The following is a 19,344-nucleotide window of genomic DNA, read 5'->3' as shown; positions in this document are numbered from 1 at the left end:
TCACACCTCCCCGCTGTCCTTGAACGGATGAATGCCGATTGCCGCCGACGTGCTGATGTCCCCCGTACCCAGCGTGAAGCGCACGCCTGCCCCCTCCAGGTCCTCGACGCGTCCATCCTCGTGCTGCACGCCGGTGACGACGGCGGGCGTGAGCAGCAGGCCCGACACGCGGCCCTCGTAGTTCGGCCCGGCCACAGTGGGGTAGTACAGCGCCGCGGGCGCAGGCGGCGGCACGAGTTCCTTGACCCCGAACGACGGCGGGTAGCTCCAGCGCGTCACGCGCGCCCACACCCCCAGGCCGGAGTTCAGCACGTAATTCGCGCCCTCCAGCGCGGGGGGAACGCCGGGGGCCTGCAACCCGGACGGGAGACCATTGCCCCCACCCCCTGAAGGTGGCGCAGGCGGTTCGGGGGCGGGAGCGTCGTAGTGCAGGCTCAGGCGGCCCTGGCCCACCTCGGTTTCGGCGGTGACCTCCCAGCCGGCGTTGCGGCCCTCGAAGCTCTCCAGAGGCCGGAAGAAGGTGACGGCCGCTTCCAGCCGCAGCGTGCCGCCGGGCGAAACCGGTATCTCCAGCGCATGGGTGGCCGCCGCGTTCAGTTCGGAGGCCTCCGCCAGCGGGGGCGCGCTGGCGACCACCTCACCGTCCAGCATCAGGGTGTAGGTGGCCCTGGCGTAGTACCCGTACTCGGCGCGGTCAATTGCGATGCTGAAGCCGTGGACGGTCAGCGTCTTTCCGGACATGTTCACGCACGTCCAGGCCATCGGCAGGGTGGTGCCGCTCACGAGGCCTCTCCAGATGGGGGGCCAGGGTCAATCGGCCCAGCATCCTCGACCGTCTGCCCGACCACCCGCCACCAGCAGGCGATGTAGATGTACCAGCGCCCGTCCCAGGTTGCCGAGGGTGGCCGCTCGTCGTCCGGGGGCGGGTCGGGGTCGTACTTCTGCCGCCACCGCTCGTCGAGCAGGCCGGCCAGCGCGGGTCCCATCGGCCCCCGGAAATACTCCGGCGGAATGGTCAGCGCGCCCTGCTGGAAGGGCGTGTTGCGGCTGAACTCGTCCAATTCGACCACGTGCGAGTCGAAGAGCTTGATGGTGTGGGCCGAGGCCATTGGATGAATCAGGTCGGTGTAGACCTCGGGGTCCTGGCTCGCGTCGTCCGGCCCGGCGGCCAGGCCCACGGCGTCCGTGTCCCACGGCTCGGTCGAGAGCCAGATGGTCGTGCCAGTGAGCAGGCTGTAGCCCGCCTCGGTGGGCGTTGGAGAAGACGGGTCGGTGGATGGGTCAGGGGTCTGGACCATTGAATCTCCTTAGTCATCCTGTGGCGGGGGGTCAGAGGGGTCTTCCCCGCCAGCCAGGGGCTGCCACAGCAGGGCGTCCAGCACGAAGCCGGTGGACAGCTTCGCCGTCAGCGGTTCGTAGTCGCTCTGGTGGTCGTTCGCGCCCAGCTTTCCCAGGCGCAACTGGTTGCGGGCGTAGTCGAGCTGGTCCTGCTCCTCGCGCGTGAAGGCGTTGTCCGGCCCCAGCACGTCGTGGGCGGTCAGGAAGGCGGCCTGGGCAGCATTCACTGCGTCCTGGAGCTTTTTCACCAGCTCGTTGTCCTGGCCGGGGAGCGCGCTGCCCTCGTACCACGCCCCCAGGTCGTAGACGTGGACGAGGGCGTACTGCTCGGCCACCACCGTCTTCTTGACCACCTGGGAAGGCGGCGCGATGCCGACCACCGGGGTCTTTCCAGTGCCGTCCAGCCCGGCAGCGGCCAGGTCCTCGTCCGAGGCGGCATTCACGGTCAGCTCGGCGACGGTGATGACCGGCGGACCGGCGTCGCGTGTCACCTCGACGAACTGGACCTCCCCGGCGTCCACCGCCCGGCGCTCGGCATAGGGCGGGCGCGCGATGCCCACGTACTCGCCCTTGCGCCAGCCTGGCCCGCCGTCCCAACGTGAACGGGTGGCGTAGGGCACGTCCACGTACCCGGTGGATTTCCACTCGTAGAACTGCTGCCGGGGCACGCGCACCGGCTGCCCGTCGCCCGGTTCCGCCAGATACACGCGCCCGTCGTGTGCCACGCCGATGCTGGCCTTGGGACGGCCCTTCAGCGCCTCCTGTACCACCTCCTCGTTTTTCTGGAGCCACCCCGAGGGCTGCGCCACTGCGCCGGTCGCCCCAGCAAAGGTGCCGTCGAAGTAGTCCTTCAGGCTGATCTGCTCCATCGGGCGCAGCTCCAGCGTGTACTCCTCGCGGCCGTCCTCCCTCGGGCCGGGAACGAACCCGACCGCGACGGGCACCAGCCCTCGCGTCCGGGATGCCACCCACACCCGCGCCGCCACCGTGAACGGCGGGAAGAGGGGGTGCCGCGGCGACTTGAGCGCCAGCGTCCCGCCGGTCAGGCAGCCGATGCTGTCCAGCTCAATGTCGATCTGCTGGATGGGACCAGGGTCCTGCTGTGTGAACACCTGGTCCCCGATGTCCACCCTCCACCCGGTCAGATCCGACCGGGGGAGGTACATGCCTTCCAGTGCCTCTCTCAACGTGTCCTCCTAGCGTTTGGGGTTGAAGCCGCCGGTCGTGCCGGCCAGCGCGCGGGTGTGGGCGTCCATCGCGGCGATGTGCCGGGCGCTGGACTGCCCCCAGGCCGTGACGTGCCCGCCGAAGCGGTCCACGTGGCCGCCGAACTGCGCGACGCTGGCCTGGTAGGCCTGCTCGTGCAGCCCGAAGGCGTCCGTGGCCGTGCTGAACCTGGGGAGAGCGGGGGCAGGAGCCGCGCGCTGGGCATCCAGACGCGCGGCAGCGAGGGCGACATTGCGCCCCAGCTCCGCTGCCACGTCGTCCCGCAGGACTGGGGTGGCTCCCACCCCCGCCGCCTGGTTCCGCAACGCCGCGGTGTGGGCGACGATGGCGTCCCGCCACGAGGGCACGTCCTTCTGGATGGTGTCGGCCAGGTAGGACAGCATGTCGAGCGACACGCGCACCTCCGGCGCGCTGACGTTGCCCACCACCTCCATCGTCTGGGTCTGCTCCGAGTCGCCCGTGATGCCCCAGGCGTCGCGCAGGGGCCGCAGCGCTTTGTAAATCTGGCGGACCCTGCCCTCGACCTTGTCTCCGGCCTTCAGCAGCCCGGCGATGGCCGCGTCGTCGTCGGCGGTGCCCGGCGTTTGCAGCGCCGCCGTCAGGGCGTCGATGGCGGGTTGCAGCAGGGCCTTGATGGCGGCCGTCTCGATGGCCGCGGACACCACGGCCTCGAACATGGCTTCCCGCAGGTTCTTCCGCAGGGTGGACCGGAAGAGGCCGAAATTGCCCGCATTCAGGGCATTCACCAGCCCGTCCTTCACGCTGCCGGTGATGCTGCCCATCAGGGTTTCCCCGATGTTGCGGTAGGCCTCGGTCAGCCGGTCGAGCATGTCCAGCCGCTCTTTTTCTTCGAGCAGGACGTACTTGCGGTTGATGGCCGCGATTTTCTTGGCGTCCCCCTCGGCGGCGGCGAGTTCGGCGTCGCGCTCGCGGCGCAGGCGGGCGACGGTGAGCTTGTACTTTTCCTCCTCGTAGTTGCGGTCGCTGAGCAGGCGCTGGCGGTGGCGCTGCTCCAGCTCTTCCAGGTCGTTCTCGCCTTCGAGGTCGGCCAGCTCGCGCGCCGACTGCGCGGGGTCCTTGTCGGCCTCTTTTTTCTTGTCGCTGGGCGTGCGGCGGTCGATGTTGACCACCCCGAACGTGATGGCTTTGACGAACGCCGCAATCGCGTCGTACAGCACCACGAACAGGTCGGCGACGGCCGTCAGGATGGGCGCAATCAGCTCCAGCACGGGGGCCAGCACCGAACCGACCAGCGTGCCGATGACCTTGAAGGGTTCCTGGAGGGCCTTGATGGGTTCCTCCAGCACGGAGAACATCCCTTCCAGGATCATCCCGGCCGGATTGATCTTGTCGAGGATGGCCGAGAAGAGTTGCAGGGGATTCATCAGTTGCCCGAACCCCTTGGCGACGCCGCTGACGCTGTTCTGGAGGGACTGTGCGCCCCCACCAAAGCCCATCTGGAAGTCCAGCTTCAGGCTCTCGGGGGTGGCGATGCCTGCGGCCCGAATCCGCTGAATCCGTTCGTACTCGGCGCGGATACGGCCCAGGGCCTCGGCCTGCTCGGGGTACTTCTCGATCAGTTCCTTGAGGTTCTGAATCTCCGACTGGTACGAGATGGCCGAGCGGCCCAGCACCCCGTCCAGCCCGCGCTGTGCTTCCGCCAGCGCATCCAGACCGGCCGTGCTGGTCTTGGTGCTGTCGAGCACCCGCTGCTGACCATTCACGTAGTTCGTGGTGGCCTGGGTCAGTTGCCCCTGCACGGCGGCGGTGTTCGCCATCGCTGCTGTCAGGGCCGTCTGGGCTGCTGCGCGAGCCTCAGGGGTACTTGCCCCCGCCAGCGTTGCTCGGGCGGCCTCCTCGGCCTGCTGAGCGGCCGCGAGGCCCCCTTGCAGCACCGTGACCCGTCCCTGCCAGTAGTCGCGGTACGCGCGCAGGGCCGCGTTGTACTCGGCGGTGCCCGGCAGCCCCTTGGACTGGGCCAGCTTCAGGTTCGCCTCCGCGAGTTGCAGGCCTGCTTCGGCGGCCGAGTCCTGGGCCTTGACCAGTTCAGCCGCCAGACCGTCCACGAAGGCCTTGCCCGCCTTCTGCCCCGCCTCGGTCGCCGCCTGTTCGGTGCGGCCAAGCTGGGCCTGGAAGATGGGCAGGTACTGCTGGGCCATCCGCAGTGCCAGCGCCTGCTGCGCGTCGAGCTGCTCGACGGGGACCTTGCCCAGTTCGTCAATGACGGCCTGGGCGTCGGAAATCCCTTTCTTCAGGCTCTCGATCTCGCCCACATAGCCCTCGCGCCCCTTGGCCTCTGCATCCGCGATGCTGTCAGGTTTCCCGATTTTGCCGGTGTGGTCGGAGAGGGAGCGCGCCACTGCTTCGGGCGATTGGAAGCGGCCCCCGGCATCCTTCGAAAACAGCTTGTCCGCGAGGTCCACCGCGCGCTGCCGGGCCGAGGTGTCCGCGTCGGCCACCTGGTCGAGGGCGTCTTTGATGACCTTCGCCGCGGCCTTCCCCGCGAAGCCCATATCGCGGAAGCTCTTCAGCCAACCTTCTAGGCTGGAGCGGGCCGCCTGCCGCTGGGCCAGGGTCATGTCGTTCAGGCCCTTGGTGATGCGCTTCACCTCGTCCTGGGCACGTTGTTCCTGGGTTCGCTGGTCCTGGTCCTCCGTTTCCTGGCGGATGCGCCGAATCTCCTGCCCCTTGTCGTACTCGCCCTGGGTGGTGATTTCGGTGAGGCGGGCCTGGTGGTCGCGTTCGAGCTGCTCGCGGCGGCTGGCCCAGGTGCCGTCTTTGACGGCCTGCTGCCGCAGGTCCTCGAAGCGGCGGTTCTCGGCGTCACGCTCGGACGCCATGCGGGCGTTGATGCTCTGGTTCGAGAGGGCGATGCGGGCGACCTCTGCGCGGCGCAAGATGCCCAGCTTCGCCTCTTCGTTATCGCCTGCCGCGCGCAGGTCGTTCTGCAAGTCAGACTCGGCCTGCCCCTTCCTGCGGTCGGCGTCGCTCTGCGCGCGCTGGTTCAGGCCATCGCGCAGCTCGCGGTCAATCCGCAGGAGGGCGTCCTTCAGCGCCTGCTCGGCGCGCACCCGTGCCTGGGCCGTCTCGAAGGCGATGCGCTCCAGCTCGGTGCCCAGGGCCTGGTTGCGGTCGATGATCCAGTCGGTCAGCTCGGTCTGGAGGCGCTGCTGCTCGCCCACGTCGTCCTGGGCCTTTTCGATGAGGACACGGTATTTCTCCGTCTGGGCGCGAATATCGGCCTGGGCGGAGAGGGTCGCCGTGTCCTGGCGGCTGGTGCGGACCTGTCCCTCCCACTGCTGCTCGGCGCGCAGGCGGGCGGGAAGGTCCTCCCCGGCGCGGTCCACGTCGAGCTGGTAGCGCCCGACCGTCCCCTCGTCGCGCTGGCGCTCGACCGCGTCCACCCGGTCCAGACGCTCGTTGGCGAGGCGCACCAGTTCGGCGGTGGTGTCGCGGGCCTGGTCCAGAAGGACCTTGTCGGAGGCGAGCCTGTTCGCCAGTTGCAGCGCGTCCCGGCGGTCACGCACCTGCTGGATGGCCGTGGCCTGCTGGCCTTCCAGCACGGTAGTGTCCTGACCGAGCTTGCGGGCCGCCTGAATCTGGGTGCGGTACCGCTCCTGAATCTGGATGATTTCCTGCTCGGCGGCCACCTGCGCGAGGCGTTGGCGCGCCGCCAGCACCTCGCTGCCGAGTTCCTGCTCGATGCGGAGGAGTTCGGTGGCGTTGCCCTGGGCCGCGGCCTTCCGCGCCTCGTAGTTCTCGACGACTGCTTCGGCATCGCCCTTCTGGAGTTCCAGGCGACCCTGCCGGAGGGTGACGTCACGCAGCTTGCGGCGGGCTTCAATCTCCTCCCGGATGAGCTTGAGGCGCTTGCCCTGCTGGTCGCTGCCCTGCTCGGCGGCCAGGCGGCTTTGCAGTTCGGCATCCGTCATGCCGGCGAGGGCGCTTCGCAGGCTCTCCAGCCCAGCCTTGTACTCGGCGGCCCGCTGAACCGGCAGGCGGGAGTCGATGGCTTTGACCAGTGCCTGGGCGGCGGGGACCCCGGCCCAGCGGGCACGCGCGGCTTCCAGTTCTGCGACGGTCATCTGCTGGACGCGCCCCCGCACCTCGGCAATCTGGTCGCCCAGCTTCACGAGGGCCTGGCCCTGCCGGTCGAGCTGCCCAGCCTGGCCGAAGAGCGGCTTGAAGCGGTCCTGCTGGCCCTGGGGCAGCTTCTCGATTTCGGCGCGGAGACCGGCCACGGCCTGCTGGTAGTTCTGGAGACTTGCCGCGCTGACGCTGCCCTTTGAGACCTTCAGGCCGAAGTCCTGGTTCAGGTTGTAGAACTGGCGACCCATCTTCTCGACAGCCTGGGCTTCACGCAGACGCTGCGCCGCCTCGCGCTGCTGGCGCTGCGCCTCGCGCCGCCGGTCCTCAGCCGCCTTGCGGTCGGCTTCGAGGGCGCGGCGGTTGGCTTCGGCCTGGATCTGGCGGACCTGCGCCTCGCCCGCCGAGAGGATGCGTGCCTTCTCTTTCGGGAAATCGGCCCACGCCGCCGCCTGCTTCTTGGCATCGTCCCGGACGACCTGAATGTCCAGCACGGCCTGGGCACGAATCCTCGCGGACCCCTCAGCCATCGCGTTCACGCGGGCCTGCTGGGCCTGGCGCTCGGCGGTGGCCGCGGCCTCTCCGGCGCGGCTTCCATATTCACGCCGGACCTGAGTGGCTTCCTGCCCCTGGCGCGCGGTGAGCTGGCGGCTCAACTCGTTGCGCTGCTTCGGGTCGAGAACGTCCTGGCGCAGCTTCTCGCGCAGTTGGCGGTACTTCTCTGCCAGCTGATCCAGTTGGTTCTGGAACTCGGTCCCCCCGAAAACCTTGACCGGCTTGGCCAGTTCGGCGCGCAGGTCTTTCACGGTGGAGGCCTGCTTTTTAAGCTGGTCGTCGGTCAACTTCAGGGCGGTTTGAACCTGCTGCTGCTGGGTTCTGGAAGCGGCGGCATGGCGTTCGCCTTCGGTGGTCAGCAGGGTGATGTTCTGCCGGGCAGCAGCGAGGTCGGCCTGGAGCTTCTTGATGCGCGCCTCGTCGGGGGGACCGTAGATGCGCTCGCCGGTCCACTTCGTGCCCTTGTATTCGCCCTGCTGCGCGTCGGAAATCTGCTGGACCAGCAGCAGGTACTTCGCCTTGGCGCGGGACAGCTCGGTGTTCTCGGCCATCAGCGCTCGCACCCGTGCCATCAGGGCGTTGAAGCTCTGCTGGTTGCCCTGGTCCACCTGGTCATAGGCGCGGGCAGTGTCGCCCATGATCTTGTTGGCGTAGATGGCGAGGCCAGCAACCGCCGCCGCGATGATGCCGGGGCCGGCCGCGATGGCGGTGTTCAGGAGAGCCTGCGCGCCTGCCACACTGGTCAGGCCGGAAACGAGGGTGGGAATAAGCTGCGCCAGCTTTCCCCCGGTCACCGCCAGTGCCCCCCAGCCGGAGGAGGCCGCGGCCCCAAGGGCATTGGCCTTCAGGATGAGGAGGGCACCGGCCAGAGCCAGCACGTAGCCCCGCAGTTCCCCGATAATCGGCCCGCCCCGCTTGACCTCGTTCAGGAACCCGGTCAGGCCCTGCACGATGCTGGTCAGGGTGGGCAGCAGCCGCTCACCGACGGCGACGACGAACTGTTCCCAGGTGGCCTTGAGAATCTTGACCTGACCCGCGTAGCTTTCCAGTCGCTCGCGTGCCACCCGGGCCGCCTCGCCCTGGAGGCCCATCGCCCTGATGTTCTCCTCGATGGCGGCGTTGGTGGTGCCGAAGAACACGCGGGCAGCGCGTCCGGCGTCGGAACCGAAGATTTTCTGGATCGCGTTGTTGCGATCCTGGTCCGACATGGACGCCAACTTCTGGCGCAGCTCTTCCAGCACCTCGCCCAGCGGGCGGGAGGCACCGGCGGCGTCGTAGAAGCTGACCTTCAGTTTGGCGAGCGCGCCTGCCGCGGTGTCCGAGGGCGCTTGCAGCGACGTGAGCAGCGTCTTGAGCGACGTGCCCGCGTCGCTCATATTTTTGAAGCCGCCCTGGGCCAGCGAGGCCATGTAGCCCGCGAACTGGCTCAGGCTGAGGCCCGCGTCCTTGGCGACCGGCCCCACGGCCGCAATGGCTTGGGAGAGGTCCTCGGCCGACAGAAAAGTACGGTTGGCGAATGAGGCGAAAACGTCCGCGATCTGGGGCAGGTCCTTGGCCTGCTGCCCGAAGGCGGTCATGGCGGCGACCGCGAGGCGGCTGCCGTCTGCCGCCGAGATGCCCGCCGCCCCCGCGAGGGTCAGGGCACCGGCCAGCCCCCCGCCAATGGCGTCCTTCGCGCTCAGACCGGCCTTGTTCAGTTCAAGGATGGCCGTCGCGGCGTCGCGCGCCCCGACCCCCAGCGGGGTGCCGATGTCCATCGCGGCCTGGCGCAACTGGCCCAGCTCAGCCGCCGTCGGCTGGGTCAGGGCCTTGATATCCACCATGGTCTGCTGGAACTGCGCGGCGACGCCGACCGTGCCCGACAACCCTGCGGTGAGGGTCACCACGGCGGCCGCCACCCCACCCAACGCCAGGCCCACCGGCCCCGCCGCCCCGGCCAGGGCCGAGAGGCCCCCGGTGAGCTGCTGGGTGGAGACGAAGGCCGCCCCGAGACTCCCGCCCATTTGGGCCGCGAACTGGGGCAGGGACTTCAGGGCGTTGACGACGTTGCCCGCCAGCCCGACCTGCGTGAACATCCCGTTCAGGGCGTTCCGCTGGCTGCCGAGCTGCGCCGAAAGCTGGTTCAGGGAGCGGAGCTGTCCCTGGGTCGTAGTGCTGCGCTCGCCGACGGCGCGGATGCGGGTTTCCAGGCCGCGCAAGGCCGCCTCGTACTGCTGGGTGGCCTGGCGCTGCTCCAGGAAGTTGAACCTGCCCGCGGCGGCGGTCGCGCGCTCAAACTCAGCGCGTGCTCCAGCAAGGTCAGAGCGCAGGCGGACGATGCTCTGGTCGTTGATCTTGGCCGTCGCGCCCGACAGGCCCTTCATCACCCGTTCGAGGGCCTGGGCCTCGCGGCTTCCCACTTGCAGCCCGGACGCCATGCCCTGCCCAGCGGTCTGGATACGCTGCATCTCCCGCAGGTAGGTGCGGAGGCTGGTAGCGCCGCGTTCGTACTGGGACTGGGCGACCTGCAACTCGCGGGCGAGCCTGCCTATACCGTCCCCGGCGGCGGGGGTGACGCCCTTCAGGGCAGTGGCAGCCTGCCCGGCAGCGGCCCGCAGGCTATCCAGCTTGCGCTGCTGGTCCACCGTCAGGGGGCCGAGAGAGCGGAGGCTGGTGATCTCCCCCTGGATGGCCGCCTGGAGGTTCCGCACGGCCTGCTCGTACTGGGTGGTGCCGAGCGTCCCCGCCTTCAGGTCGGCATTCAGGGCGCGAAGTTGCCCCGCGTAGGGACTGCTCCCCGCACCGGGGCTGCCGCCGCCCTGTCCACCCGTGCCGCCCCCGCCGCTTCTACCTGTGGCGAGGGACCGTAGGCGGGTTTCCAGCGCGTTCAGGTCGGCAATCTGCTTGTTCAGCAGGGTGATGACGGCCTTGACTGCACTGGTGTCCACCGTGAGGACGCTGGCTGACGTGGTGCGCAGGTCGGTCAGTTGCTGTTTGATCTCGTCGAGCTTCGCCTTCGCGTCACCCTTCAGGTCTACCGTGACCTGCTTGCTACCGGTCAATTTTCCGAGAGCCTTGTCCAGGTCGGCCTGGGTGAGGGGCTTCACGTTGAGCGCCACGCTTGCCCGGAGGCTCTGGGTGGCTTTCTTCAACTCGGCAACAGCCGCCGCCCGGTCCATCTTTGGCGTGAGGGCGACGCTCCCCAGCAGCTTCTGGGACTGGGTGGCGAGGTCACGTAGGGCCTTGAGGGTGGGGGCGGTGTCGGCGGTGACATCGAAGCGGGCGTGCCCGACCTGGGTCATGGAGGCTCCTGGGAATAGAAAGACCCCCGCTTATAGCGGGGGCGAGGCAGAGAGGGGGTGCTTACTTAGAGAAGCTGATTTCCGGTGTGACGTCCAAGCCCTCCATCTTCAGAGTTGCGTATACGTCCATCGCGAGGGTCTTAAGTTTAACCTTCGAATTGGCAGGAATTTGAACGACTTCGGATTTAGTATCCATTACCATTCCAAGGTTTTTGACGGCGCAAATCACCGACATACCAATGACTTTTGAACCCTTATCGTTCTTGGCAAGTATCTCAAATAGCCCTTTTGAGGCCAAGTCCTGTTTAACGAATTTAGTAGTTTCGGTAATCCTCAGGGAAAGACTCCCATTGGCACCACCCATATTCTCATAGGTGACGCAGTCAAAGATTCCGCTGGTTTCTCCCGTCTTAATCAGGGACGTAGCGATGATGACGGGAGCCTCTCCTAGGTTTGCGGTTTTAGTGGCGATGGCCGCATTCATACCGGCCTTCTGGGCACCGTAGTACCCGCCCGCCGCTTGCTCCCAGGTGTAGCCATACTGATCGAGGAACGTATCGGCGGTGGCAGGCTGGGGCGCAGGCGTGGTGGCCGTCTGCGCGGTTGCGTTGCCTATCGAAAGCAGGGTGAGCGTGAGCAAGATTTTTCTCATTCCTCCACCCTACCTGCCCCTCCTCACATAACCCTTACCCCTTGCAATGTAGCTACAAACGCGCTACACTCTGGCTATGGAATTCCACTGGGACGACGCCAATACCGAGCACATCGCCCGGCACGACGTCGAACCGGAGGAAGCCGAGGAAGCGGCCACCGACCCCCGCCGCCTGGCCGCCCCCGCCTACCGTGCCCAGAACGGCGAGCGCCGTCAGGCCGTGACTGGCAAGACCGAAGGTGGCCGCATCCTCACCGTCATCCTCACCCGGCGCGGCGACCTCTTCCGCGTCGTGACCGCGCGGGAAGCCAACCCCAGCGAGCGCCGCGCCTACCGGAGGTAAGTCCCATGCCCGAACTGACCATCATCACCGACATGAGCCAGGTTCCCGCCTTCGCCACCGAAGCCGAGGAAGCCGACTTCTGGGCCACGCACGCCCTGGCCGAGCACCTCCTGAGCGCCGGGAACGCGGACAGCGACCTGCTGCCGCCCACACGCCCCCGGAAGTCCAACCCCACCAGCCTGCGCCTGGGCACGGACCTGGAGCAGCGGCTGCGCCACCTCGCGGAGCTGAAGGGCACCTCTTACCAGACCCTGCTGAAGGAGTTCGTGCTGGAGCGCGTCTACGAGGAAGAGAAGCGACTCAAGATCATCTGAGGTCCACTCCCCCTCTAGCAGCGCCCTTACGCCTCCATCGCAACTCCGGAGGGCAGCGGCAGGGTGAACCGGTAGGCCGTCGAGAGCAGGAGGGTCCCCGTGAACCGGTTGTGCCGCTCCAGCATCCCCGCGCTGTACTCGACCTCCCAGCCTCCCTGAATGTGCTGAAACGCATGCAGTTCGGCCAGAGCTGCCTTTAGGTTCCCCAGCGCCTCCGCCCCCGTCGCCCCCAGATACACGTGCAGGTGGGCCTGCGAGGTCAACACCTCGGCGATAGAGCGTGTGTGGGCATTGGCGTCGGCGGCGGCCGTCACCCGGTACAGTCGGACAGCATGCATCCTCACAGGCTACCTTGAGCGGCGTCCCCCTCCAGGAGCGCGCCGTAGCCCTCCGCCACGGCGCGCACCCGTTCGAGGTCATCCTCGATCTCGACCATTTGCACGCACCATGAGGCTCCCTTCAGGTGCCCCGCCTCAATCGCTTCCACCAGCGCCCAGCAGTGCTGCGGCTGGAGCGGTGGCTCAGGGATGGCGTCCGCTCCCCGCGCATACCACGGCGCGAACTCCGGCGGCGAGAACACCGATTTCGGGTCGGGTTTCTCGCCGCCCTTGCCCTTGCCGCCCAGCGCGTTCCCCACAAAAGCCTGAAGCTGCATGAAGGGCCACGCGCGCTTCAGGTGGATGTCGGGAATCTCCATGTAGAGCCGCGCGATGACCATGCTCAGTTCATCGAGCGCCGCTCCCCAGGTGTACTGGGGATAGTGCTTGACCACCTCCAGCACGATGGTCTCGTATCGCAGCGCCTCCGCGCCCTTGCTCAGCCGCTGAAGGGCACGTTCGCGGGCGTGGATTCGGCGTTTGGGGTCTCACCGGCCATCTCGCCCGTCTGGAGGAAGGCCTGCAACTGGTCCAGCTCCTCGCGGGACATCTGCTCCAGCAGCCAGGTGCCGGTGATGGGTTCGACCTCGGCAGCCTCGCCCCCCTCTTCCGCTGGCGTCACCACCCGGCGGACGTTCAGCAGTGCGGCCAGCCCGTCGGCCTGGGCACGTTTCGAGGCGGTGACGCTCGCGGCCAGCTCCTGCCCCTTGGCGCGAATCTGGGCCGCCGTCATGCTGCTCTCGTCGAGGTCGTGGACCTCGTCGCCCAGCGCGGTCGGCAGGGCGTCCGCGAGGTCCGCCATCTCCGCGTAGCTGAGGACCGGGCCGCTGAACTGCCGCCCGTACAGGTCGAGGTCCACCTGGGGGAGGTCGAAGGTCACGCCCGGCGCGGGCACCAAGCCAGGGCCTTCGTGACCGGTGCGGAGATAGGCCATCAGCGCCGTCTCGGTCGTGGCGTTCAGGTGTGCGGCCACCCAGTCGGGCGTAACCGGCTGGGCGGTGCGGTGCCCCAGGATGACGGCCAGTACGCCCGCCGTGTCCGCCACCTGCTCGCGCAGGGTGGGCAGGAAGTTGGCGCGGAGCTTGGCGTCCTCGTAGATGAGGTCCTCCTCCGCGGTGAGGCGCTTGGAGGTGAAGTCCAGGCCGCCTAGGGGGAACTGGAGCTGCTGCGCGGTCTTGGTGGCGAAGATCATGCGGGGCTTGGTGGGCGCAGTCGGCGCGGTGGTTGCCGTGGTCATTGTGGGTTCTCCTGTTGAGGTTCGGTGGGGAGGTCGAGGCCGGCCTTAAAGAAGGTGCCTTCCAGCGCTTCGGACGGCAGGGTGAAGGTGCGGGAAGCGCCATGTTCGTCAGTCAGCGCCACCCGCTGCGGGCTTTCGTCCAGCACGAAGAGGAGGGCATCCTCGACGGTGCCCTCCTCGGTGACTGGTGTTTCGCTGATGACGGCGACGTTCGGCGTGCCGTCCCAACGGTCACGCCAGACGGGCATCAGGGCAGGGGCGTGAACGCGCCGTCCGCGCCCTGGGTGCCCTCCTCGGGCACGCCGAGGGGCGTGACGCCGTTCTCGATCTTGATGAGGCCCTTGCTGGGCACGTCCAGCTTCCAGTTCTTCACCTGGAAGATGCCGCGGAAGACCGGCTTGCCCTCGCCCTTGCCGAGGGGGAAGACGCGGTAGTGGACCTTGCTGCCGTCCTCGGTCTTGGCCTTGCTGGCCTTCTTCAGGACCGCCAGGGCCGCGTCGTCTTCGGTCCAGGTGGTATCCCCGAACTCCAGGGTGCCCTTCTCGCTGCCGTCGAGCACCTCGACCTCGTTGCCTTCGGTGCAGAAGTTCTCGAAGGTCTCGGTGCCCTTCTCGCCGCCGAGAGAGACGCGGTTGGTGAGGCAGAGGTGCTGCCAGGCGGCCGCAGGGGGTTCGCTGCCGTCGGTGTAGGGAGCAACTTCGATGCGGGCGTTCTTGCCGAAGCGGACTTTCACGTCTTGTGCCATGTAGGGTTCCCTCCTCAGGGAGTGGGGTGGTCGGTTGGGTCGTAGAGCAGGCTGAACCCCACCTGCTCCGGCATGGCGCTGCTGGCGTCCAGTCGTCGGGGTTCATCGTCAAAAGGCCAGAAGCGCTGGGCGATGGCGTTGGTGGCCTCCTCCAGCACATCGGGCAGCGCGGCCCGGTTCAGAAGGCGAACGGAGTAGGACTGGATGCCCAGAGGAATGAAGGCCTCGATGTTCTGCCGCTTCGGGTTGGGGCTGATGAGCACCTCCAGCCCGGTGACGGTGGTGCCCTCCGGCGGGTCGCCCACGCGGATGGCCGGGGCCTCCTGGCCGTCCGGGAAGCGGTAGGTGCCCACCTGCACGCCCGCCTCGGCCAGCGCCGCCTCCACGCCGCGGCGAATGGCCAGGGCACTCACGTCAGCCCCGCGTGCCGCAGGAAGGCGTCCGCGAAGTTGAACTCGCGGGCGACGAACAGCGGCAGATTGCGGGCGGGCAGGGAGGCGCTGCGGTCCGTGAACACGGCCCCCAGGAACGTCGCGGCGGCGTGGTCGACCTCCCAGGTGAGACGGGCGGTGTTGCCGGCCACCTCCGGGTCCTGGCGGCTGTCGCGCAACTCGCCGGTGTCCACCAGGTTGCGGGGGCTGCCCACCGTCTCGCCGTTCGCGCGGCGCGTGGTGTTCGGCCAGGCCCACAGCGGGTCCTCGAAGGCGTCGTCGCAGGCCTGCGCGAACTCCTGTGCCACACCGGTCAGCCCCTGCTCGAACAGGTCGTCCAGGTTGGCGAGGGTGACGGTGACAGCCACGGTCAGGCCAGCGCTTTGCGGAGGTATTCCAGCTTCCTGGCCCCCAGCCCCGGCACGGCCAGCAGTTGCTCGTCGCTCAGGCCGCGCAGGGCGTCGAGCAGGCTTTCCGGCGAGCGGGGGGCGAGGTGGACGAGCTGCTCGACCTCGGCAGCCGCCTTCGCCATGCCGTCGTCGAAGAGGGCCTGCTCGTTGTCCCAGGTGCCGTAGCGCCGGGTGATGGCCCGGTTGTAACGGCGCAGCGGCTCCAGCGTGGCGGCGACCGCCGCGCGGATGCGGTAGCCGTCCACGCTCTCCGGGGGCGCGACGTCGGGGTTGAGGGTGAGGTGGGCCACGTCCATGCCACCGGAGTAGTCCACGGTGATGCGGGCGGCCTCCTCCTGCGTGGGGTCCTCGCGGACGGCCACGCGCTTGAGGGACTCGGGGATGGGGGGTTGGGTCACGTAGACCTCCAGGTAGCGAGGAAAGGCTCGCCGTGAATGAGGCTCTGCACCGGGTCCGCGTCCGGCCATGCCAGCCGCACCGTGAGCGTGCCCGGCTGGCCCTGAAGAGTTAGTGGACAGGTGCTGCCCCAACGGACGCCGTCCGGCCAGGGCTGCGGCTCCCCGGCCTTCCCCCAGCGCCCGAACAGCACCACCGTTGCCGTGTCCGCCCCCACCGCGTCCCGTGCCTGTGGGTCGGTGGTGGCCTCCAGGCGGGCGGGCAGGGTCAGCGGCACGCCGGGGCTGGGGCTGACGTTCCCGGTGCGTGGATCTTCAACGAGTGGGCCCGACGTGGCGAAGGTGAGCAAGTCGTGCCGGGTGCGGGCCGGGTCCACGAAGCGGCAGACGCCGGGAGCCGTAGCGGTGAAGGCGGACTCCTGCGCGTAGCGCTCGATGAACAGCACCCCGTGCTCCCAGGGGATATGAGACCCTGGGGCGGGGCGTGGGTGGTCCGGGTGAATCTCCAGCACCCGCATATCGGGCGCGTCGGGACGCTGCCGCAGGCTGCGAGCAAGTGTCCCGTCCGCCCGGCTGGGGTCCAGAACGGAGAACTGACAGGTCGTGCCGTCGCTCCACGTGGTGCTGTCCCGGTAGAGGATGTCGGCTCGCGCGCGCAGGCGGCCCTGCACGCGCTCGCGAATCCGCTCCACACGGCCCATCAGAACCCCGACTCCACCGGGAGCACGACCGTTCCCCCGCGCGGCCGCTGCTGGGTAGCCTGTCGCTTCTCGGCCTCGACCTCCTCGCGTAGGCTGTCGGCAAGTGTGGTCCAGGCGTCAGCGTCCACCTTCAAGCTGCTTGTGGGGGCGAAATACTCCTCCTCGTACTGCCCCTCAACGCGAAACCGCTTGACCTGCTCCCCATTGCCCTGCGCGGCCTCCGTCCGCGCTGCCGCCGCTGCCACATCAAGCACGTAAGCGGCCACGAGGCGCAGGTCCCCAAGCTGCGCCAGGGCTTCATCGAGGTCAGCCTGTTCAGCGGGGTCCAGGCCCTGGTGGTACTTCCAGGCGGCGGGCTGCACCAGGAAGGCCACACGCTTGCGGGCGGCCTCGTCCATGTCAGCCCTCGGACGTGCTGGCTTCAGCAGGCTTGATCAGGGCGGCCCAAGCCTCCTTGGCCTGCGCCTCGCTGATACGGTTCACGCTGGCGATGCGCTTGATGGCCTCGTCTTCAGGGGGCAGTGCGGGTCGGGCTTTGGCCTCGTCCAGCTCCGCCTTCAGGTCGTCGAAGCCTTGTGCCACGGCCTGCGCGAGGTCCTGGCCTTCGGGATGTTCGTCCGTGGGGCGGGGGACGCGGAGGAAGTCCCCTCGGGCCAGGACAGCGTCGGAAGCCCGCTTGGCCAGGTCCTGGAGCTGGTCGCGCTCTTTGGTCAGGGCCTCGACCTGCTGGGTCAGCTCGGCACGCTGGCGCGACAGCTCCCCGAGCTGTACGTTCTGCTCGCGGTTGGCGGCCGCCCCCCTGCTGTTGCGGTCGGTGAGGTTGGCCACCTCGCGTTCCAGCGTGCCGCGTTCCCGCACCAGGCGGCGCAGCACGTCGTCCGGCTGTTCGCCTTCCTTCGCTTCTGGGGCCAGCAGGCCCAGCAGCGTGTCCAGATTGTCCTGGGCCTGCTGCTGGGCCGGGGAGCCGAGGGCCTCCGCCTGCGTGGCTTCCTTGTCCGCTGCTTTGAGGCCCAGGCTGTTCGCCAGGACCTCGGGAATCTGGATAGGCGTTTCCGAGGGGCCGTACCGCTTCCCGGCGTAGTCCACCGTCTGCGGCATCCGCTCCACCGTGACCATGCGCATCAGGCCACCTCACTGTCGAGGAATGTTTTCTTTTTCATCATCAACCACCTTGTAAAAACCCTGTCCCAGACGTGATAAAATGTAAATGCAAAGCCCAAGCGGGACGGCAATCCCCTTGGGCACGAGCCAAGCATTGGAGGTGCTTAGCTGTGCAGCATTCTATCCCTCTGGAACCGAAGAGACGGAATTCTCCTGGCGACATTGAGGTCCGTTGCCAGATGTGTGGTCGCGCTTGCTACCGGTGTAGAAGCGTTGTTCAGAAGGCACAGGCTGCGGGCAAAGGATTCAACTGCTCTCCAGCGTGCCGCGCCGAGTATACCAAGACGCTACGGGGGCCAAAGAGCGCGAAGTACGCAAGAGTCTCTGTGCAATGCGCTCATTGCGGCAAACACCTGGAGAGGCCGGCGAACCAAGTGCAGGCGCATGGGCACCAGTTCTGTGATCGAGTCTGCTCAGGTGCGTGGAAGAAGACGCACCCCAGCCTCCCCAAGAAAACAGCGCCTTCTGCTTGCCTGACTTGCGGGAAGGAGTTTTACGCCAAGCCTTACGCGCAACGTCGAGGGCGCGGCAAATACTGCTCACGATCCTGTTACGCCGACTCCATCTCCCTCAACAATTCTGGCGACAATCACCCCCTTTGGCTGGGTGGCGGCGTAGAGTATCGGGGACCCAACTGGAGCAAGCAAAGAACCGAGGCGCGGAAGCGGGATGGAAACCGGTGCCGAAATTGCAATGCGTCCGCTCGGCTGCATGTCCACCACATCCGGCCATTCCGCAGCTTCGGCTATATCGTCGGCGTCAATGACGCCTACCTAGCCGCAAATGAATTGAGTAACCTGATTACTCTTTGCGCGAGCTGCCATAGAAAAGCAGAGCGGGGCAAGGTTGCCCTGCCTACAATTGATTAGGCAAGCTCAGAGTCCAGTATTACGAGCTTTTCAGGGGCGTCGAATATCGTCAGGCTGTTCGCGGCCCCTTCGGCGATGGCATTCATCGCGCGGCCCTGAGGGGTATAGGCGTTGAGCCAGATGCCCGGGCGGCCGCCGCCTTCGACCGTCGGACCGACGTGCGTGCGGCCCAGGCCGGGACGGGTTTCCGTCGTGCCGTTCGTCATGTCGATGGTCACATCGTTGCTGCCGACCACCGCGATCTTGCCGTCCGGAAGGACCTGCTGCTGCGCGTAGATGTCGCCCACGGGGATGCTGACGGTCCGGCGGTAGCCCACCAGGGTGTACGTGTCGCGGGCGTCCTGGCTGAGCGTCTGCTGCGAGCCGATCAGGCGGCGGACGGCGACGATCTTGATGTTGCCCCCCGCGCTGATGACCTCGCTGGTCACAGCCATAGGGTTTTCCTGGCTGTCGAGCAGGTAGTTCAGCGTGTTCATGGACATGACCCGCGTGCGGACGCTCCCCAGAATGTTCTCCGCGCGCCGCATGTCCCGCCAGAAGGTACCCGTGCCTGCGCCGTACGCGTCCATGCCCGTGCGCTTGGCGAACTTGTTCGCGGCGGGCACGCCCAGGTCGATAGTGCCGCCGCGCAGCACGAGGCGTCCGGTCGTCAGCGCCTCGCCACGCATCAGCTCGTGCCGGTCCGTGAAGCTCTGGCGGATGATCTTGCCCAGCCAGTTCACGACGAAGTTCCGGATGTATTCCAGGGCGTTCCCGGTCACCACCCCCGCACGAATGTTGATGATGCGCTGCTGCAACTCGCGCTGCATCTGCTCGGGCATCACGTTCGTAGCCGTCCACTTGGCAATCGGGTGGCTCTCGCCTCGGAACTCGATAGCCCCCACGGGGATGTAGGGGCTGTCCATGCCGGTTTCGCCCGCAGGCGTGGTGATGATCTTCAGGCCGCCCGACTTCGCCTCGTAGCTGATGCGCAGTTCCTCGGGCAGGATGGCCGCCAGGGCGTACTCACTCTCCGGCACCGGCTGGTTGGCGAGGTCGAAGAAGTCGTCCGACGTCATCGTGCTGAGGATGGCCTGGACGGTGAAGGCGTCACCACGCGGGCCGAGAGCGGCCGCAAGCAGCGAGGCGGCGAGCATCTGCCCGGCGTAGACGCCGGACGGGTAGTGCTTGGGGTGTTTCATGGTGGTCCTTTCAGAGTGGAGGTGTGGAACCAGGGGTCGCC

The 19,344-nt window shown here is 67.6% G+C and carries 20 protein-coding genes; 3 read left to right on the top strand and 17 right to left on the bottom strand.

The window, feature by feature from the left end; genetic code table 11:
* The 5 genes from ABEA67_RS12065 to ABEA67_RS12045 all read right to left on the bottom strand — a co-directional run bounded on the left by ABEA67_RS12065 (window position 1) and on the right by ABEA67_RS12045 (window position 11,139).
* Window positions 1-783: a hypothetical protein gene (locus ABEA67_RS12065; protein ID WP_345465439.1), complete on the bottom strand. Its 783-nt coding sequence runs from the start codon at window positions 781-783 to the stop codon at window positions 1-3.
* Window positions 780-1,298 carry a hypothetical protein gene (locus ABEA67_RS12060; protein ID WP_345465437.1) on the bottom strand — a complete coding sequence of 173 codons (519 nt, stop codon included), beginning with the start codon at window positions 1,296-1,298 and terminating at the stop codon, window positions 780-782. The genes ABEA67_RS12065 and ABEA67_RS12060 overlap by 4 nt, the downstream gene beginning before the upstream one ends.
* 9 nt (window positions 1,299-1,307) lie before the next feature.
* Window positions 1,308-2,525: a hypothetical protein gene (locus ABEA67_RS12055; protein ID WP_345465435.1), complete on the bottom strand. Its 1,218-nt coding sequence runs from the start codon at window positions 2,523-2,525 to the stop codon at window positions 1,308-1,310.
* 9 nt (window positions 2,526-2,534) lie between these two features.
* Window positions 2,535-10,487 carry a phage tail tape measure protein gene (locus ABEA67_RS12050; protein ID WP_345465433.1) on the bottom strand — a complete coding sequence of 2,651 codons (7,953 nt, stop codon included), beginning with the start codon at window positions 10,485-10,487 and terminating at the stop codon, window positions 2,535-2,537.
* Window positions 10,488-10,548: 61 nt separating this feature from the next.
* Window positions 10,549-11,139 carry a hypothetical protein gene (locus ABEA67_RS12045; RefSeq protein WP_345465431.1) on the bottom strand — a complete coding sequence of 197 codons (591 nt, stop codon included), beginning with the start codon at window positions 11,137-11,139 and terminating at the stop codon, window positions 10,549-10,551.
* Between the two features lie 76 nt (window positions 11,140-11,215).
* On the opposite strand from ABEA67_RS12045, the gene ABEA67_RS12040 reads away from it, so the two are divergent.
* On the top strand, window positions 11,216-11,482 hold the full coding sequence (locus ABEA67_RS12040; protein WP_345465429.1) for a BrnT family toxin: 267 nt from the start codon (window positions 11,216-11,218) through the stop codon (window positions 11,480-11,482).
* A gap of 5 nt (window positions 11,483-11,487) precedes the next feature.
* A complete protein-coding gene (locus ABEA67_RS12035; protein WP_345465427.1) occupies window positions 11,488-11,796 on the top strand; it encodes a CopG family antitoxin in 309 nt (102 codons plus the stop codon).
* Between the two features lie 26 nt (window positions 11,797-11,822).
* Here the strand turns inward: ABEA67_RS12035 and ABEA67_RS12030 are convergent, their stop codons facing one another.
* From ABEA67_RS12030 to ABEA67_RS11980, 11 genes are read right to left on the bottom strand one after another with little or no spacing between them, the layout of a single operon-like run.
* Window positions 11,823-12,134, bottom strand: coding sequence for a hypothetical protein (locus ABEA67_RS12030; RefSeq protein WP_345465425.1), 312 nt, complete (start codon window positions 12,132-12,134; stop codon window positions 11,823-11,825).
* Window positions 12,135-12,136: 2 nt separating this feature from the next.
* Window positions 12,137-12,577: a hypothetical protein gene (locus ABEA67_RS12025; protein ID WP_345465423.1), complete on the bottom strand. Its 441-nt coding sequence runs from the start codon at window positions 12,575-12,577 to the stop codon at window positions 12,137-12,139.
* 35 nt (window positions 12,578-12,612) lie between these two features.
* Entirely contained in the window at window positions 12,613-13,410 is a 798-nt protein-coding gene (locus ABEA67_RS12020; RefSeq protein WP_345465421.1) for a hypothetical protein, read from the bottom strand.
* Window positions 13,407-13,658: a hypothetical protein gene (locus ABEA67_RS12015; protein WP_345465419.1), complete on the bottom strand. Its 252-nt coding sequence runs from the start codon at window positions 13,656-13,658 to the stop codon at window positions 13,407-13,409. The genes ABEA67_RS12020 and ABEA67_RS12015 overlap by 4 nt, the downstream gene beginning before the upstream one ends.
* On the bottom strand, window positions 13,658-14,155 hold the full coding sequence (locus ABEA67_RS12010; RefSeq protein WP_345465417.1) for a hypothetical protein: 498 nt from the start codon (window positions 14,153-14,155) through the stop codon (window positions 13,658-13,660). Before ABEA67_RS12010 ends, ABEA67_RS12015 begins: the two co-directional genes overlap by 1 nt.
* A gap of 14 nt (window positions 14,156-14,169) precedes the next feature.
* Window positions 14,170-14,568 carry a hypothetical protein gene (locus ABEA67_RS12005; RefSeq protein WP_345465416.1) on the bottom strand — a complete coding sequence of 133 codons (399 nt, stop codon included), beginning with the start codon at window positions 14,566-14,568 and terminating at the stop codon, window positions 14,170-14,172.
* The gene (locus tag ABEA67_RS12000) at window positions 14,565-14,954 is read right to left on the bottom strand and encodes a hypothetical protein (RefSeq protein WP_345465415.1); all 390 of its coding nucleotides are present in this window, start codon (window positions 14,952-14,954) and stop codon (window positions 14,565-14,567) included. The genes ABEA67_RS12005 and ABEA67_RS12000 overlap by 4 nt, the downstream gene beginning before the upstream one ends.
* Window positions 14,955-14,956: 2 nt before the next feature.
* Entirely contained in the window at window positions 14,957-15,394 is a 438-nt protein-coding gene (locus ABEA67_RS11995) for a hypothetical protein (protein ID WP_345465414.1), read from the bottom strand.
* On the bottom strand, window positions 15,391-16,092 hold the full coding sequence (locus ABEA67_RS11990) for a hypothetical protein (protein WP_345465413.1): 702 nt from the start codon (window positions 16,090-16,092) through the stop codon (window positions 15,391-15,393). Before ABEA67_RS11990 ends, ABEA67_RS11995 begins: the two co-directional genes overlap by 4 nt.
* Window positions 16,092-16,490 (bottom strand): hypothetical protein, encoded by a 399-nt coding sequence (locus tag ABEA67_RS11985; protein WP_345465411.1) that lies wholly within the window; start codon window positions 16,488-16,490, stop codon window positions 16,092-16,094. Before ABEA67_RS11985 ends, ABEA67_RS11990 begins: the two co-directional genes overlap by 1 nt.
* Before the next feature lies 1 nt (window position 16,491).
* Window positions 16,492-17,214: a hypothetical protein gene (locus tag ABEA67_RS11980; protein WP_345465409.1), complete on the bottom strand. Its 723-nt coding sequence runs from the start codon at window positions 17,212-17,214 to the stop codon at window positions 16,492-16,494.
* Window positions 17,215-17,432: 218 nt separating this feature from the next.
* Between ABEA67_RS11980 and ABEA67_RS19465 the strand changes: the two genes are divergently transcribed.
* A complete protein-coding gene (locus ABEA67_RS19465; RefSeq protein ID WP_425557195.1) occupies window positions 17,433-18,122 on the top strand; it encodes an HNH endonuclease in 690 nt (229 codons plus the stop codon).
* Here the strand turns inward: ABEA67_RS19465 and ABEA67_RS11975 are convergent.
* Window positions 18,119-19,303, bottom strand: coding sequence for a major capsid protein (locus ABEA67_RS11975; protein ID WP_345465407.1), 1,185 nt, complete (start codon window positions 19,301-19,303; stop codon window positions 18,119-18,121). The two genes, ABEA67_RS19465 and ABEA67_RS11975, sit on opposite strands and share 4 nt — an antisense overlap.
* Window positions 19,304-19,344 lie beyond the last annotated feature (41 nt).

The organism is Deinococcus carri (assembly GCF_039545055.1).
Taxonomy (GTDB): Bacteria; Deinococcota; Deinococci; order Deinococcales; family Deinococcaceae; genus Deinococcus; species Deinococcus carri.
The sequence above is the reverse complement of the archived record's forward strand: the minus strand, read 5'-3'. Positions and strand labels throughout refer to the sequence as shown.

Excerpts from the sequence above, each read along its gene's own strand:
- ABEA67_RS12045 (WP_345465431.1), bottom strand. The coding sequence starts at position 11,139 with ATGAGAAAAATCTTGCTCACGCTCACCCTGCTTTCGATAGGCAACGCA.
- ABEA67_RS12060 (WP_345465437.1), bottom strand. The coding sequence starts at position 1,298 with ATGGTCCAGACCCCTGACCCATCCACCGACCCGTCTTCTCCAACGCCC.
- ABEA67_RS12035 (WP_345465427.1), top strand. The coding sequence starts at position 11,488 with ATGCCCGAACTGACCATCATCACCGACATGAGCCAGGTTCCCGCCTTC.
- ABEA67_RS11990 (WP_345465413.1), bottom strand. The coding sequence starts at position 16,092 with ATGGGCCGTGTGGAGCGGATTCGCGAGCGCGTGCAGGGCCGCCTGCGC.
- ABEA67_RS11985 (WP_345465411.1), bottom strand. The coding sequence starts at position 16,490 with ATGGACGAGGCCGCCCGCAAGCGTGTGGCCTTCCTGGTGCAGCCCGCC.
- ABEA67_RS12040 (WP_345465429.1), top strand. The coding sequence starts at position 11,216 with ATGGAATTCCACTGGGACGACGCCAATACCGAGCACATCGCCCGGCAC.
- ABEA67_RS11980 (WP_345465409.1), bottom strand. The coding sequence starts at position 17,214 with ATGCGCATGGTCACGGTGGAGCGGATGCCGCAGACGGTGGACTACGCC.
- ABEA67_RS11975 (WP_345465407.1), bottom strand. The coding sequence starts at position 19,303 with ATGAAACACCCCAAGCACTACCCGTCCGGCGTCTACGCCGGGCAGATG.
- ABEA67_RS12030 (WP_345465425.1), bottom strand. The coding sequence starts at position 12,134 with ATGCATGCTGTCCGACTGTACCGGGTGACGGCCGCCGCCGACGCCAAT.
- ABEA67_RS12015 (WP_345465419.1), bottom strand. The coding sequence starts at position 13,658 with ATGCCCGTCTGGCGTGACCGTTGGGACGGCACGCCGAACGTCGCCGTC.
- ABEA67_RS12020 (WP_345465421.1), bottom strand. The coding sequence starts at position 13,410 with ATGACCACGGCAACCACCGCGCCGACTGCGCCCACCAAGCCCCGCATG.
- ABEA67_RS12050 (WP_345465433.1), bottom strand. The coding sequence starts at position 10,487 with ATGACCCAGGTCGGGCACGCCCGCTTCGATGTCACCGCCGACACCGCC.
- ABEA67_RS19465 (WP_425557195.1), top strand. The coding sequence starts at position 17,433 with ATGTGTGGTCGCGCTTGCTACCGGTGTAGAAGCGTTGTTCAGAAGGCA.
- ABEA67_RS12010 (WP_345465417.1), bottom strand. The coding sequence starts at position 14,155 with ATGGCACAAGACGTGAAAGTCCGCTTCGGCAAGAACGCCCGCATCGAA.